Origin of the sequence: Pseudomonas asplenii, from assembly GCF_900105475.1 — a bacterium.
Lineage (GTDB): Bacteria > Pseudomonadota > Gammaproteobacteria > Pseudomonadales > Pseudomonadaceae > Aquipseudomonas > Aquipseudomonas asplenii.
In genome coordinates, this window is record NZ_LT629777.1 from 16,589 (window position 1) to 30,364 (window position 13,776).

The window sequence follows — 13,776 nt, forward strand, 5'->3', positions numbered from 1 at the left end:
CCGCCCTGGCACGGCTCCTGCTATGGAGCAGTCAGGCTGCGCTCACGCGCGCTCTACACAACAACAATGAATCAGAAGGTTCCCTCGATGGATAACTCCACTACCCTGCCCCTGGGGGCGGCGGCTGCGCCGGCAAAAGAAAGAACCACCGCCAACCGCCTGAAATCGATTTTCAGCGGATCGGTCGGCAATATGGTCGAGTGGTACGACTGGTATGTCTACGCGGCCTTCTCGCTGTACTTCGCCAAGGTCTTCTTCCCCAAGGGGGATACCACCGCGCAACTGCTCAACACCGCCGCGATCTTCGCCGTGGGTTTCCTGATGCGCCCGATCGGCGGCTGGCTGATGGGCCTGTACGCCGACCGCAAGGGTCGCAAGGCAGCACTGATGGCTTCGGTCCTGCTGATGTGCTTCGGCTCACTGATCATCGCCCTGACCCCTGGCTATGAAACCATCGGCGTCGGCGCACCGATCCTGCTGGTGCTCGCTCGTCTGATGCAAGGCTTGTCGGTCGGCGGCGAATACGGCACCTCCGCCACCTACCTCAGCGAGATGGCGACCAAGGAGCGCCGTGGCTTCTTCTCCAGTTTCCAGTACGTCACCCTGATCTCCGGGCAACTCATCGCCCTGGCGGTGTTGATCGTGCTGCAACAGGCCCTCAGCGTCGAGCAGTTGCAGAACTGGGGTTGGCGGATTCCATTCGGTATCGGCGCCCTCTGTGCGGTGGTCGCGCTTTACCTGCGGCGCGGCATGGAAGAAACCGAGTCGTTCGTGAAGAAGAAGGAAAAGCCGAAAGAGAGCCTGATGCGCACACTGCTGCGTCATCCCAAGGAACTGATGACCGTGGTCGGTCTGACCATGGGTGGCACCCTGGCGTTCTACACCTACACCACCTACATGCAGAAGTACCTGGTGAACACCGTCGGCATGAGCATCTCCGACTCCACCACGATCTCGGCGGCAACGCTGTTCCTGTTCATGTGCCTGCAACCGGTGATCGGCGCGCTGTCGGACAAGGTGGGGCGGCGACCGATCCTGATCGCCTTCGGGATCCTCGGCACGCTCTGCACCGTACCGATCCTGAGCACCCTGCACACCATCCAGACCTGGTGGGGGGCGTTCTTCCTGATCATGGCGGCCCTGATCATCGTCAGCGGCTACACCTCGATCAACGCGGTGGTGAAGGCCGAGCTGTTCCCTACCGAAATCCGCGCCCTGGGTGTGGGCCTGCCGTACGCACTGACCGTATCGATCTTCGGTGGCACCGCCGAATACATTGCGCTGTGGTTCAAGAGCATCGGCATGGAAACCGGCTACTACTGGTACGTGACCGCCTGCATCGCAGTGTCGCTGCTGGTGTACGTCACTATGAAAGACACCCGTAAGCACTCGCGAATCGAGACCGACTGATCACTCCCCTGCCGGTCCTCAGTGACGGGGACCGGCACTGCTCTTGTGCAGGAGCAGCATTTATCGGCGAAAAGCCCTTCAAGCCTTGCTCATCCCCTGGAGTCTCCCACCACAGGGCCCGCCTGTATTTGATGCACGCGGGGAAGATGCGCTGGCATTAATGACCCGTTAATTCCCCTCCGCCATCCTGATCCTACGCTAAATCGATGTACGCACCGGCCCTCGGACATTCCGTAACAGCCGTCTGAACCACCGGCCAAATACATCGATTTAAACGATAGATTTAAGCGTTTTTTTGCGCTTTTTAATCAAATAAACAAGCGTAATATCACTTCCACACCCACTGAACAAACCGCATACCCGACTGGAGTCACCACCATGAAAACCAAACTGATCCTTGCTCTGACCCTTTCCGTACTGGCCGCCAACACCTATGCCGCCGATGGCTACAGCCACACGCCAGGCGCCTACAGCGTGGCTGCTGACGGTTATGACAAAACCCCTGGTGCCAACGCTGTCGCCGCTGACGGCTACGACAAAACCCCTGGTGCCAACGCTGTCGCTGCTGATGGCTACGACAAAACCCCTGGTGCCAACGCTGTCGCTGCTGACGGTTACGACAAAACCCCTGGTGCCAACGCCATCGCCGCTGATGGTTACGACAAAACCCCTGGTGCCAACGCTGTCGCTGCTGACGGTTACGACAAAACCCCTGGTGCCAACGCTGTCGCTGCTGATGGCTACGACAAAACCCCAGGTGCCGCAGCCATCAGCTGACAGGTCCAGATGGCATCACAGCCCGGCTCAGGCCGGGCTTAGTCATTTCTGGAGACCGGAAAAATGCCGTGTGGCGAGGGGGCTTGCCCTTGTAGCCCAGAAGAAAATCCCTGAAAGGAAAACCTGCAATCCGCTCTACCCAGGGCCACACCTGCGAACTGCCTATCGCCTTTGCCGGCGATGCCAAGCACACTATCGATCCCTGAATTCCCTGCGGAACCCGCCCACCATGCCTGACGACATCCACTACTACGAACCCGCCAACGGTCACGGCCTGCCCCACGATCCGTTCAACGCCATCGTCGGCCCGCGCCCCATCGGCTGGATCTCGTCACAAGACACCGAGGGTCGCCTGAACCTGGCGCCCTACAGCTTCTTCAATGCCTTCAACTACATCCCGCCGATCATCGGTTTCTCCAGCGTCGGGCGCAAAGACAGCCTGAACAATATCGAACAGACCGGCGAATTCGCCTGGAACCTCGCCACCCGCCCACTGGCCGAAGCGATGAACCAGAGCTGCGCGGCCGTGCCACCTGAAGTCGACGAATTCCAACTGGCCGGCCTGACCCCCGTCGCCTCGAAGATCATCAGCGTGCCACGGGTGCAGGAAAGCCCGGTGTCCTTCGAATGCAAGGTCACCCAGATCATCCAACTGCAACGCGCTGACCAGGCCCTGGTGCCCAGTTGGCTGATCCTCGGCGAAGTGGTCGCCGTGCATATCGCCAGGCATCTGCTCAAGGATGGGGTCTACGATACCGCTGCGGCCGAACCGATCCTGCGCGGCGGCGGTCCGGCGGACTACTTCCAGTTGGGCCCGCAAGCGCTGTTCAAGATGCACCGTCCACAGTGACCGACTGATCACGGCGGACCATCGCAATCACCAGGACAACTCCCCCTCGGCGTCAACATCCATCAGCCGCGCCAACTCCTGCTCGGCAGCCTGGTCGGCGTCGAGGGCAGTCTTGAATGTCTGGTCGGTGAGGACTTTATGAAAGCGTGGCGACTCGAAACCACCCAGGGCCTTTACCGCAATCGCCGCGTTATAACCGGCCTCGCCGCGAACTGCGGCGGAAACCGCTTCGAACTGTGCAAACTCTCTACGTGCCATGCCTGTTTATCCCGGCCAATTGATGGGCCGGCATTCTAAATCAGCTGGCCAGCCGTTGCAGAGAACCTGTGCTGGACAGATGATAGTCGCACTGAGCCCGGACTGCGGACACCTCGCTGAAGGTATGGAAGTCCAGGCTGTTGACCACCAGATCCTGCACCAGCTCGGCGAAGACCTGCATGGCCGGGGTGTTGAAATAGGCAATCATCGTCGACTGGTTGACCCAGAAACCGGAGACCAGCCAAAGGTCGGCATCGGCCAGGGAATGCTGCAGGGAAAACTGCAGGCAACCGGGCGTCTGGCGGGAAGGCTCGATCAGGCTGCTCAGACGGGCGCCCAGTTCGGCGGAGCGACCCGGGCGTGCGCGAACGAAGGCCATGTGACTGACAGGGATATGCTTGGACATGCTCGGCTCTCCCGAAAGGAATGTTGTTCTCGCGCCATCAACCGCAGGGATGACGGCGACAGGAACACAGATTAGTGCACACGGCGAGCGCTCGTTAGTCGATTCCTGTCGGCTTATTGCACAATCCTGCCGGAGCGGTTTGCCCCCTTGCTGCTGCGGCCAGCCCGCAGCCAACACGCTGATACACAGTTTTAAGCAAGCGCGCTCCCCGGCCTGGGCAGTCATCAGGTTGTCATCGAGGCTCACGGCAGGATCAGGCAAGAATTGCGCAGGATCCGACTGGCGATCCCACTTGCCCAAACTTAAGCTATGCCCCGTTGAACGAAACTTTCGCGAGGGGATTCTGCATGCCACTGTCCTACCATCCGCAAGAGCCGATCCCCCCGGAGATGGAAAAGCAGCGCCTGGAACTGGCCGACATCATTCAGCGCCACACGGTCGAAGATGGCAACTACCCGACCGCGGTCGGCTCGCTGGTGCTCGGACGTCACAGCCATCCCTATGATTTCGCCCCGGTGCTGGCGCAACCGACGCTGTGCATCATGGCCCAGGGTCGTAAGGAAATACGCCTGGGAGACGATTATTTCATCTATGACCCGCTGCATTACCTGGTGGTCTCGGTGTCCATGCCCCTGGCCGGGCGAGTGGTCAATGTCTCGCCAGAATCACCGATCCTGGCCTTGCGCCTGGATATCGACCCGAACGAAATCAGTGCGCTGATCGCCGAGGCCGGACCTTTGGGCGTGCCCAGTCGGCCGACCGGGCTGGGCCTCTATGTCGAACGCGTCGATACCCAGATGTTCGACGCCTTGCTGCGCCTGTCCCGGCTGCTCGATACGCCCAAGGACATTCCCATGCTCGCGCCGCTGGTGCGTCGGGAAATCCTTTATCGGTTACTGCGCAGCCCCCAGGGCCATCGCCTGTACGAGATTGCTATTGCCAACAGTCAGGGGCATAGGGTGAACCAGGCGATCAAATGGCTGAACGGCAATTTCGAGCAACCCTTGCGCATCGACGATCTGGCACGGGAGGTCAACCTGAGTGTTTCGACGTTGCATCACCGTTTCAAGGCGATGACCGCCATGAGTCCGCTGCAATATCAGAAACAGTTGCGCCTGCAGGAAGCGCGGCGGCTGATGCTCGCCGAAGGGCTGGACGCCTCGGCGGCAGGTTATCGGGTCGGCTACGAAAGCCCGTCGCAGTTCAGTCGTGAATACAGCCGGCTGTTCGGTGCACCGCCACTGCGGGATCTGGCGCGGTTGCGCCAGAGTGTCTGAAATACGCGACGATCCAGCTCCCACAGGGAACGGGCGCGCTCACCGAACGTGTGAACACCAAAGATCCTGGTCGACTTCAATCAGGGTGGGGCCCGGACGCGCGGCAGCCGCATGCAATGCACTGCGCAGGCTGTCTTCGCTGCTCGCTGACTCGGCGGCACAACCCATTCCCCTGGCGACCGCGACGAAATCCGGGGTATGGATATCCACGCCCACCGGGGTGATCGCGCGGTTGACCATGTATCGTTTGATCTCTTCGTAACCTCGGTTATTCCACAACAGGATGATCACCGGCGTGCTCGCCTCGACCGCGCTGGCCAGCTCCGGCAGAGTGAATTGCAGGCCACCGTCACCAATCAGGCAGACCACCGCACCACGCTCGTCACGCTTGGCGGAACGCCCGAGCCAGGCGCCAATTGCTGCGGGCAAGGCGTAACCGAGGGTGCCGTAGCCAGTGGATGAGTTGAACCAGCGCCGGGCATGCTGCGGATTCAGCGTCAGGTTGCCGGTATACACCGGCTGGGTCGAATCACCCACCAGCACCGCGTCCGGCAGTACGTCGAGAATGGTTTCGAGAAAGCGGGTCTGGGCGCGGGTCGGTGCGTCCCAGTGCCGTTCGAGTTCGGCACGCAGGACCGCTGCGCGTCGATGTCCCCAATCGTCGCGACGCACGGCCAGGCTCCGGCAGTCGAGCGCGGCAAGCAAGGCTTCGGCAGCTACCTGTGAGTCGGAGACCAGGGCGACCTTGGGCAGATAGTTGCGCACGGTCTGGTCCGGGTCGATATCGATGCGCAGCAAGGTTCCGGGAATCTCGAAACCACCGGCGAAGGTGATGTCGTAATCGGTTTCCGCCAGTTCGGTGCCGATCGCCAGGACCACATCGGCTTCGGCCACCAGCGCGCGGGTGGCGAGCAGCGATTGGGTCGAACCGATCAGCAGCGGATGTTCGCCCGGCAGCATGCCCTTGGCATTGATGGTCAGGGCGACCGGAGCCTCGAGCCGTTCGGCGAGCCGGCTCAGCGCCGGCGCGGCGTCGATGGCACCACCACCGGCGAGGATCAGTGGACGCTGGGCCGCCGCAAGCAAGTCGACCATCTGCGCGACGGCTCTCGGCGCCGCACCGGCCCGGGCAATCTGCACCGGCTGGCTGTCGAGCACGGCGTCAGCATTTTCCACCAGCACATCGAGCGGAATCTCGATATGCACCGGACGCGGTCGCCCGGCCTGAAACAGGGCAAATGCCCGCGCCAGTACGGCCGGCAATTCCGCCGCTGACATCAAGGTGTGGGAGAACGCCGCCACGCCGGCCACCAGCGCGCTCTGGTTCGGCAACTCGTGAAGCTTGCCGCGACCACCGCCCAACTGGTTGCGCGACTGCACGCTGGAAATCACCAGCATCGGAATCGAATCGGCATAGGCCTGGCCCATGGCGGTGGTGATATTGGTCAGGCCGGGACCGGTGATGATGAAACACACCCCGGGCTTGCCGCTGGTCCGCGCATACCCATCGGCCATGAACCCCGCGCCCTGCTCATGGCGCGGCGTGACGTGCTCGATGGGCGACGCCGCCAAGCCGCGATACAGCTCCACGGTATGCACGCCGGGAATGCCGAAGACCTGCTCGACGCCGTAGCCCTCGAGTAACTTGACCAATACTTCGCCGCACGTCGCCATCAGGCTCCACCTTTCCTGTTCGTCTTGACCGTGACAGTGCAGCCCACGGCGCTGGCGTTATTGGAGCGTCCGGGCGATGGCAGACACAACGCAAAAATAGTCATACTAGCCATGTCCTGTCGTCATGCCTGAGTCCGCCATGAAACGTCTTCCACCACTGCCGGCGCTGCATACCTTCCTGATCACCGCCCAGTGCTGCAACTTCACCCGGGCCGCCGAGCAACTGCACATTACCCAGGGTGCGGTGAGCCGACAGATCGCCGGCCTGGAACAACACCTGGGCTATACGCTGTTCCAGCGCCAGGCCCGAGGCCTGAGCCTGACGACTCAGGGCCGCAAGCTGTTTCCGCGTATTCAGGAGGTATTCCGCCAGATCGAGGACGCCGTGGAACAGGTCGGCACCCAGCATCCGGCGCTGAAGCTCAAGGCACCGATCTGCATGATCCGCTGGCTGCTGCCGCGTCTGCTGCAATGGCGCAAGGAGCGCCCGGACGTGCCGGTGGAACTGAGCACCAGCCTGCAGCACAGCGTCGATTTCCGCCGCGAAGACTTCGACCTGGCAGTGGTCTATGGCACCCCGCCAGGGTCTGCGGCGAACGCCCACCACCTGTTCGACGAGCAACTGACGCCGGTCTGTTCGCCGCAGTTGAAACAGGGTGCAATCGCCCTACGGCAGGTCAGCGACCTGGAACATCACACACTGCTGCATCCAACACTGGATCAGCAGGACTGGCAGACCTGGCTCGACGCGGCAGGCGTGAGCCTGGGCAATATCGGCCAGGGCCAGCATCTGGAAACCATGGACCTGGCGATGTCCCTGGCGTCCCAGGGTACAGGCGTGGCGATCGGCGATTGGTCGTTGATCGGCGAGGACCTGAGCGCTGGGCGGCTGATGATGCCGTTCGAATTACGGGTACGTACCGGACAGGCGTACTACCTGGCGTATCCGAAGCGCTCGGAGGGGACGGCGGCGCTGCATGAGCTGCGGGAATGGCTGGTGGGGCAGGCGGCGCAACGGGCTGATCCTTAAAGACGCCCCATCGCTGTCGACTGCCCCCCCAACGGCATCAGTAACCGACGGCGAAACGCTGACGCGAATGGGCCGGCTTCTCGATTTCATCCAGCAAGGCAATCGCGTAGTCGGCGAAGGTGATCCAACTGCGACCTTCGGCGCTCACCAACAAGTGATCCTTGCCCAGACGGAAACGGCCAGTGCGCTCACCTTCGACGAACTCCGCCGACGGCGACAGGAAGCTCCAGTCCAGTTCCTTTTCCTGACGCAGACTCTCCAGGAACGCCGCCCCGGCGCGTGCCTCGGCCTTGTACTCCGCCGGGAAACCGGGGCTGTCGATGACACGGCTGTTGTCCGGCAACAACAGCGAGCCCGCCCCACCCACCACCAGCAGGCGCTTGACCCCGGCCTTCTTCACCGGCCCGACTACCGCTGCCGCCGGCAAGGTGGCGAAATGTGCCGCACTGATCACCACGTCGTGGCCGGCAACCGCCGCTTCCAACGCCGCGGCATCCAGGGCATCGACCGCCTTGCTGGTGACGCCGGGGCGCACCGCGATCTTCGCCGTATTACGAGCGATGGCCGTCACGCTGTGACCGCGACGCAGGGCTTCTTCCAGCAATTGGCTACCGGCACGACCGGTGGCACCGATGATTGCAATCTTGCTCATGACACTCTCCAGTTCCAATCGAATGACGCTGTGCGTCGAGGGAGCGTCCTGTCCAGGGAACAGGACGGTTGATGCGCTAATTCCTTGCGTCAGTGAGCGAACCGGCTCACCACTTCATTTCGCCCTTGGCGACCTTGGCGCTGAGTTCCAGTGAGGACGCCTCGCCCAGGTCCGGATAACGCTGTTTCATGGCCGCGATCAGTTGCGCGGAATCCTTGGCCCTGGCCGTTTCTTCATCGAAAGCCTTGATGTAGTCCGCCGTGAACTGCGCGGCCGCCACCGAGTGCGGGCCATCGCCGAGGTAATGGCCCGGCACCAGGGTCTTCGGTTGCAGCGCCTGGATCCGTTGCAGCGTAGCCAGCCAATCCTGATGGGACTGGGCGGACTGGGTATCGGCCATCCACACATGGATGCCCTGCGCCACCACCACGCCGCCGACCACCGCCTTGAGCGAGGGGATCCAGACGAAGCTGCGATCCGGCTGTGGGCCATCCAGGCCGATCACCTCCAGTTCGCGCCCTTCAAGCATCAGTCGATTCCCCTTGAGCACCTCGGGCACGATGGTTCTAGCCGGAATATCAGTGCCCATTTTCGGCCCCCAGAACGCCAGTTTGCCGTCGACGGTGGCCTTGATGTGGGCAACGGTCGGCGCCGACGCCAGCACTTTTGCCTGGGGGAACGCGCGGGTGAGGGTGTCCAGGCCGAAGTAGTAGTCCGGGTCACCGTGGCTGATGTAGATGGTGGTCAGTTGCTTGCCGCTGGCGCGGATCTTCTCCACCACCTGCTCGGCCTGGGCCTTGCCGAACTGGGCGTCGACCAGCACCGCCTGCTTGCTGCCGCTGACCAGTACCGAAGTGACCGGGAAAATCGCCGAGGTGCCGGGGTTGTAGACATCCAGGGTCAGTGCCGGCTCGGCCGCCGCCGCATGGGCGGCGAACCCCAGCACCGCACTGGCGAGCAGGAGGCGGCGAAATGAGGTGAATCCAATCATGTGGTGCTCCAGTATCGGTTGGCCGTGATCGGCGATGGTCAGAGCTTAGTTGCCCGAACCGATACAAAAAATGCGATGCTGGGACATAGTTTGTTTCTCAAAGCGAGCAAATCATGGATCGCCTCACCGCAATGCGGGTGTTCGTCACGGTAGTCGACCTCGGCAGCCAGTCGGCAGCGGCCGACCACCTGGAAATGTCACGCCCGGTGGTATCGCGCTACCTGGCGGAACTGGAAGACTGGATCGGCGCACGGCTGATGCATCGCACCACCCGCAAGCTCAGCCTGACCGCCGCCGGCAGCGAAACCCTGCCGCGTTGCCGGCAACTGCTGGAACTCTCCGGCGACCTGCAGGCGGCCGTGCGCACTCCCGACGAAGCGCCCCGTGGCCTGCTGCGGATCAGCGTCAGCACCTCGTTCGGCCAGGCCCAGTTCGCTGATGCGATGACCGAGTACGTCAGGCGTTTCCCCGGCGTCAACGTCGACCTGCAAATGCTCGACCGCACCGTCAACCTGGTCGACGAACGCATCGACCTGGCGATCCGCGCCAGCAACGACCTGGACCCGAACCTCATCGCCAGGCGGCTGACCGTCTGCCGCTCGGTCATCTGCGCCTCGCCGGCCTACCTGCGCGAGCATACGGCGCCGCAGCGGGTGGAAGACCTGAGCCGCTACAACTGCCTGACGCACTCCTACTTCGGCAAGAGCCTCTGGCACTTCGAACAGGACGGCGAGCCGGTGTCAGTACCGGTACAGGGCAACATCAGCGCCAACGAGGCCAGTACCCTGCTGCGTGCCGCCGTGGCCGGCGCCGGCATCTCGATGCTGCCGACCTACCAGGCCTGGGAATATCTGCGCAGTGGCGAGCTGGTGCGCCTGCTGGCCCATGCCGAGCCCCGGACCATGGACATGTACGCCGTGTATGCCTCACGCAAGCACATGCCGGCGACGCTGCGCAGCATGCTCGACTTCCTGGTGCTGCGGTTTCCGGAAGTACCGGTATGGGACAAGGACCTCTGATCGGCGAAAAGCTGGCAAGTCACGGCAACTGACCTAATCTCTAACTCAGTACTTCTAGCGACAGTCAGAGGTCTGCGTCATGAATATTCTTAAAACAAGAAAATGTGCCGCCGTACTTGCCATCAGCGCCGTCCTGGCTCTGTATGCCACCGCCGCCTGGCGGGTTGAACAGATCAGGCAAACACCCCACTCAGTCGCCACCTGCGACCTGGCGCACTGCGTGCCGCACACCGCGAGCCTGAGTGCCCTGAGATAGGTCCTTGCGATCGAGATCGGCGCGAAAGGCGCTGGGCGACAGCCCGGTCATGCGGCGGAAGAACCGGGCGAAGTAGGCCGAGTCGGCGAACCCCAGCTCGTCCGCCACCCGGCTGACACTCATGCGCGTGTAGATCAGGTTGCGCTTGGCCTCCAGCAGCAGCCGCTGGTGGATCATCTGCAAGGCCGACTGCCCCGCCCACTCCCGGCAGATGCTGTTCAGGTGCGCCACGGAAATCCCGACCTGATGAGACAACTGCTCGACACTCGGATGCTGGCGAAACTGCGCCTCGACCAACCCGCTGAAACGACTCAGGTACTCACGCCCCCGTTCGGGTAGCTGGCCGGCCGCCTCGCGGTGGATCACCTGGCGACTGAGCCACACCAGCAACACGCTGACCAATGAGCGCAGGAGCATGTCCCGTGCCGGCTGGTTAGCCGCGTATTCGCTCTGCAAGGCGCTGAACAGCCGATGGAGGTAGACCCGGTCGCGGCCCGCCGGATAGCTAGCAGGCACCGCCAGCGCATCCGGCGAGCTGCCCAGTTGCGCTTGCAACTGCATCACCAGCGGTGACGCCAGGGTCAGCACGTAGCCGTCGATGTTCTCGGAGAACTGAAAACCGTGCACGCACAAGGGCGGCACCACCTGGATCGCCGATTCCCGCAGGGTACTGCGCTGCCCCTCGATATCGACCCGGGCCTCGCCCTTGTGGAGAAACAGCAACTGGCAGAGATCGGCATGCCGGTGCGGCTGGATTTCCCAATGATGCAGACGGCTGCGCTTGGGAATGGTCTCGCAGTGCAGCAGGTCCGGGGCGATCCAGTCCTGGTTTTCCCCATAGAGTTTGAACACCGGGATCGATGCCGCCACGGGCTTGCTCATCAGTGAGATGCCTCGGGCGATAATCGCCCTGATTGTTGAAAAGTACCGATAAAGACGCAGTTTTCACCTTCTAAAGCGCCTTTCGCAAGCGAAAAATACAAGCACAAACCATAACAATCCGTTCACCGGCCCGCCGCGTGAAGCTTGCAGAGAGAACGACCATGAAAACTCAAGTCGCCATTATCGGTGCCGGCCCGTCCGGCCTGCTGCTCGGCCAGTTACTGCACAACGCCGGGATCGACACCGTGATCATCGAACGCCAGACCCCGGACTACATACTCGGCCGCATCCGCGCCGGCGTGCTGGAACAGGGCATGGTCGACCTGCTGCGCCAGGCCGGGGTCAATCGCCGGATGGATGCCGAGGGCCTGGTGCATGATGGCTTCGAGTTGGCGTTCAATGGGCGCAGGGTGCATATCGACCTCAAGACCCTGACCGGCGGCAAGAGCGTGATGATCTATGGCCAGACCGAAGTCACCCGCGACCTGATGGCCGCCCGCGACGCCGCCGGTGCGCGGACGATCTACAGTGCCGAGAATGTCCGCCCCCACGGCATGAAGACCGACGCGCCCTGGCTGACCTACGAGAAGGACGGTCAGACCCACCGCCTGGACTGCGACTACATTGCCGGCTGCGACGGTTTTCACGGCGTGGCCCGCCAGTCGATTCCGGCCGAGTCACTGAAGGTCTTCGAACGGGTCTATCCCTTCGGCTGGCTGGGGATTCTCGCCGATACCCCGCCGGTCAACGAGGAACTGGTGTACGCCAATCATGAGCGTGGTTTTGCCCTGTGCAGCATGCGTTCGCCGACCCGCACCCGCTATTACGTACAGGTGCCGGCCGACGAGAAGGTCGAAGACTGGTCCGATGCGCGCTTCTGGGACGAACTCCGGGCACGCCTGCCGGAAAGCCTGGCCCAGAGCCTGGTCACCGGCCCGTCGATCGAGAAAAGCATCGCGCCACTGCGCAGTTTCGTGGTCGAGCCCATGCAGTACGGTCGGATGTTTCTCGTCGGTGATGCCGCCCACATCGTCCCGCCCACGGGGGCCAAGGGTCTGAACCTGGCGGCCAGCGACGTCAGCACGCTGTTCGATATCCTGCTCAAGGTCTACCGAGAAGGACGCAGCGAGTTGCTGGAACAGTATTCGCAGATCTGCCTGCGACGGGTATGGAAGGCCGAACGCTTTTCGTGGTGGATGACCTCCATCCTGCATCGCTTCCCCGACACCGACGCCTTCAGCCAACGGCTGCAGCAAACCGAGCTTGAGTACTTCGTCGACTCCGAAGCCGGGCGTCGAACCATCGCGGAGAACTATGTCGGCCTGCCTTACGAGGCTATCGAATAAACGGACACGCCAGGGCTGAACCACAGCAGGGGCAAGCCACAACGGGCTGAGCCCCACGATGGTTCACCCCCTGGGCCTCAAGGGCGGTAGTACCCGACTGCGACCAGCAGTGATCCGACGCGCTTGAGGTAGGTGTGCTTGTTCTCGATCTTGCCGGTCACCGGATTTTTCCAGCGATACTCGTACTCCCCCTCCTCCTGTTTGTTCATCAAGGCCAGGATCGGCTCGCCCACCGGTTTGTCATCAGGGTCCCTGACCTTGGCGAAATCGGTATTCACCAACCGCTGGTTGCTGCCGTGCGCCAGATATCGCTGGGTTTTCAGATCGACAACGAAGACGTACAAGTCATCCTGCAGGAAACCACCCGGCAAGGCGTTGATCTCATCCAGCATGCCCTGGCGGTTCCTGGCCAACTCGGTCGCGGCCCGGGCCAGAAACGCCCTGGCCTGCTCCGCCGACGCCCGGGGCAGGTAATAGCCGACCGCCAGGATGCGCTCACCGACCCGCTGGTAAAACACCCGCTTACGCTCGACCTTGCCATCCTTCCAGTTCTGCCAGCGATACTCGGCCTCCTGGATGACACCGTTATCCGGCGTCTTGAGCACATCCTTGAATGCCTTGCGCAAATCCGCGCCGAGCACCTCGGACACATCCCGGCCGATCAGGGCCGAGGACGGCCCGCCACTGGCAAGCATCACGCCACGGGTATCAACCACGAAGACATAGCGATCCTGATCGATGAACTCGCCCTGGCGACTGAATGCCGCGAACGCCTTGTCACCCTGCTCGTGGTAATAGGCCACGGCCTTTTCCAGCAAGGCCCTGGCCGCCGGCGCCTCATCGCCCGGGGCAGTCGCTGCCAGCACCGGCCCCAGACACAACAGCATCAGGCAGCCTGACAAGGCCCGAATCAAACCCAACCCCATGGTGCATCCCCCGTTTTTATTG

14 protein-coding genes are annotated in these 13,776 nt (G+C 62.4%); 7 read left to right on the plus strand and 7 right to left on the minus strand.

Annotation, left to right across the window (positions count from 1 at the left end):
• Positions 1–87: 87 nt before the first annotated feature.
• From BLU37_RS00075 to BLU37_RS00085, 3 genes are all read left to right on the plus strand, one after another.
• Positions 88–1,410 carry an MFS transporter gene (locus BLU37_RS00075; protein WP_010449164.1) on the plus strand — a complete coding sequence of 441 codons (1,323 nt, stop codon included), beginning with the start codon at positions 88–90 and terminating at the stop codon, positions 1,408–1,410.
• A 378-nt stretch (positions 1,411–1,788) separates the two neighbouring features.
• Positions 1,789–2,187: a hypothetical protein gene (locus BLU37_RS00080; protein WP_090201865.1), complete on the plus strand. Its 399-nt coding sequence runs from the start codon at positions 1,789–1,791 to the stop codon at positions 2,185–2,187.
• Positions 2,188–2,416: 229 nt separating this feature from the next.
• The gene (locus tag BLU37_RS00085) at positions 2,417–3,037 is read left to right on the plus strand and encodes a flavin reductase family protein (protein WP_090201866.1); all 621 of its coding nucleotides are present in this window, start codon (positions 2,417–2,419) and stop codon (positions 3,035–3,037) included.
• A gap of 27 nt (positions 3,038–3,064) precedes the next feature.
• On the opposite strand, the gene BLU37_RS00090 is transcribed toward BLU37_RS00085, so the two are convergent.
• Complete coding sequence (locus tag BLU37_RS00090; RefSeq protein WP_090201867.1) at positions 3,065–3,295, minus strand: hypothetical protein; 231 nt, start codon at positions 3,293–3,295, stop codon at positions 3,065–3,067.
• Between the two features lie 40 nt (positions 3,296–3,335).
• A complete protein-coding gene (locus BLU37_RS00095) occupies positions 3,336–3,701 on the minus strand; it encodes a putative quinol monooxygenase (protein ID WP_010449172.1) in 366 nt (121 codons plus the stop codon).
• Between the two features lie 347 nt (positions 3,702–4,048).
• On the opposite strand from BLU37_RS00095, the gene BLU37_RS00100 reads away from it, so the two are divergent.
• Positions 4,049–4,978 (plus strand): AraC family transcriptional regulator, encoded by a 930-nt coding sequence (locus BLU37_RS00100; RefSeq protein WP_090201868.1) that lies wholly within the window; start codon positions 4,049–4,051, stop codon positions 4,976–4,978.
• 39 nt (positions 4,979–5,017) lie between these two features.
• On the opposite strand, the gene BLU37_RS00105 is transcribed toward BLU37_RS00100, so the two are convergent.
• The gene (locus BLU37_RS00105) at positions 5,018–6,652 is read right to left on the minus strand and encodes a 5-guanidino-2-oxopentanoate decarboxylase (protein WP_090201869.1); all 1,635 of its coding nucleotides are present in this window, start codon (positions 6,650–6,652) and stop codon (positions 5,018–5,020) included.
• A gap of 139 nt (positions 6,653–6,791) precedes the next feature.
• Here BLU37_RS00105 and BLU37_RS00110 point away from each other — a divergent pair, with 139 nt between their 5' ends.
• Complete coding sequence (locus BLU37_RS00110) at positions 6,792–7,682, plus strand: LysR substrate-binding domain-containing protein (protein WP_019362129.1); 891 nt, start codon at positions 6,792–6,794, stop codon at positions 7,680–7,682.
• Between the two features lie 37 nt (positions 7,683–7,719).
• On the opposite strand, the gene BLU37_RS00115 is transcribed toward BLU37_RS00110, so the two are convergent.
• The gene (locus tag BLU37_RS00115; protein ID WP_090201870.1) at positions 7,720–8,334 is read right to left on the minus strand and encodes an NAD(P)-dependent oxidoreductase; all 615 of its coding nucleotides are present in this window, start codon (positions 8,332–8,334) and stop codon (positions 7,720–7,722) included.
• Between the two features lie 106 nt (positions 8,335–8,440).
• On the minus strand, positions 8,441–9,325 hold the full coding sequence (locus tag BLU37_RS00120; protein WP_090201871.1) for an MBL fold metallo-hydrolase: 885 nt from the start codon (positions 9,323–9,325) through the stop codon (positions 8,441–8,443).
• Between the two features lie 113 nt (positions 9,326–9,438).
• Between BLU37_RS00120 and BLU37_RS00125 the strand changes: the two genes are divergently transcribed.
• Positions 9,439–10,344, plus strand: coding sequence for a LysR family transcriptional regulator (locus BLU37_RS00125; protein WP_090201872.1), 906 nt, complete (start codon positions 9,439–9,441; stop codon positions 10,342–10,344).
• A gap of 190 nt (positions 10,345–10,534) precedes the next feature.
• Here BLU37_RS00125 and BLU37_RS00130 read toward each other — a convergent pair whose 3' ends face one another.
• Positions 10,535–11,482 carry a helix-turn-helix domain-containing protein gene (locus BLU37_RS00130; protein WP_090201873.1) on the minus strand — a complete coding sequence of 316 codons (948 nt, stop codon included), beginning with the start codon at positions 11,480–11,482 and terminating at the stop codon, positions 10,535–10,537.
• Positions 11,483–11,643: 161 nt separating this feature from the next.
• On the opposite strand from BLU37_RS00130, the gene pobA reads away from it, so the two are divergent.
• A complete protein-coding gene (gene pobA, locus BLU37_RS00135) occupies positions 11,644–12,828 on the plus strand; it encodes a 4-hydroxybenzoate 3-monooxygenase (protein WP_090201874.1) in 1,185 nt (394 codons plus the stop codon).
• A 77-nt stretch (positions 12,829–12,905) separates the two neighbouring features.
• On the opposite strand, the gene BLU37_RS00140 is transcribed toward pobA, so the two are convergent.
• Positions 12,906–13,754, minus strand: coding sequence for a cache domain-containing protein (locus BLU37_RS00140; RefSeq protein ID WP_090201875.1), 849 nt, complete (start codon positions 13,752–13,754; stop codon positions 12,906–12,908).
• Between the last annotated feature and the right edge of the window lie 22 nt (positions 13,755–13,776).

Coding starts and splice junctions, on each gene's coding strand:
- BLU37_RS00075 (WP_010449164.1), top strand. CDS start 88: ATGGATAACTCCACTACCCTGCCCCTGGGGGCGGCGGCTGCGCCGGCA.
- BLU37_RS00080 (WP_090201865.1), top strand. CDS start 1,789: ATGAAAACCAAACTGATCCTTGCTCTGACCCTTTCCGTACTGGCCGCC.
- BLU37_RS00085 (WP_090201866.1), top strand. CDS start 2,417: ATGCCTGACGACATCCACTACTACGAACCCGCCAACGGTCACGGCCTG.
- BLU37_RS00090 (WP_090201867.1), bottom strand. CDS start 3,295: ATGGCACGTAGAGAGTTTGCACAGTTCGAAGCGGTTTCCGCCGCAGTT.
- BLU37_RS00095 (WP_010449172.1), bottom strand. CDS start 3,701: ATGTCCAAGCATATCCCTGTCAGTCACATGGCCTTCGTTCGCGCACGC.
- BLU37_RS00100 (WP_090201868.1), top strand. CDS start 4,049: ATGCCACTGTCCTACCATCCGCAAGAGCCGATCCCCCCGGAGATGGAA.
- BLU37_RS00105 (WP_090201869.1), bottom strand. CDS start 6,652: ATGGCGACGTGCGGCGAAGTATTGGTCAAGTTACTCGAGGGCTACGGC.
- BLU37_RS00110 (WP_019362129.1), top strand. CDS start 6,792: ATGAAACGTCTTCCACCACTGCCGGCGCTGCATACCTTCCTGATCACC.
- BLU37_RS00115 (WP_090201870.1), bottom strand. CDS start 8,334: ATGAGCAAGATTGCAATCATCGGTGCCACCGGTCGTGCCGGTAGCCAA.
- BLU37_RS00120 (WP_090201871.1), bottom strand. CDS start 9,325: ATGATTGGATTCACCTCATTTCGCCGCCTCCTGCTCGCCAGTGCGGTG.
- BLU37_RS00125 (WP_090201872.1), top strand. CDS start 9,439: ATGGATCGCCTCACCGCAATGCGGGTGTTCGTCACGGTAGTCGACCTC.
- BLU37_RS00130 (WP_090201873.1), bottom strand. CDS start 11,482: ATGAGCAAGCCCGTGGCGGCATCGATCCCGGTGTTCAAACTCTATGGG.
- pobA (WP_090201874.1), top strand. CDS start 11,644: ATGAAAACTCAAGTCGCCATTATCGGTGCCGGCCCGTCCGGCCTGCTG.
- BLU37_RS00140 (WP_090201875.1), bottom strand. CDS start 13,754: ATGGGGTTGGGTTTGATTCGGGCCTTGTCAGGCTGCCTGATGCTGTTG.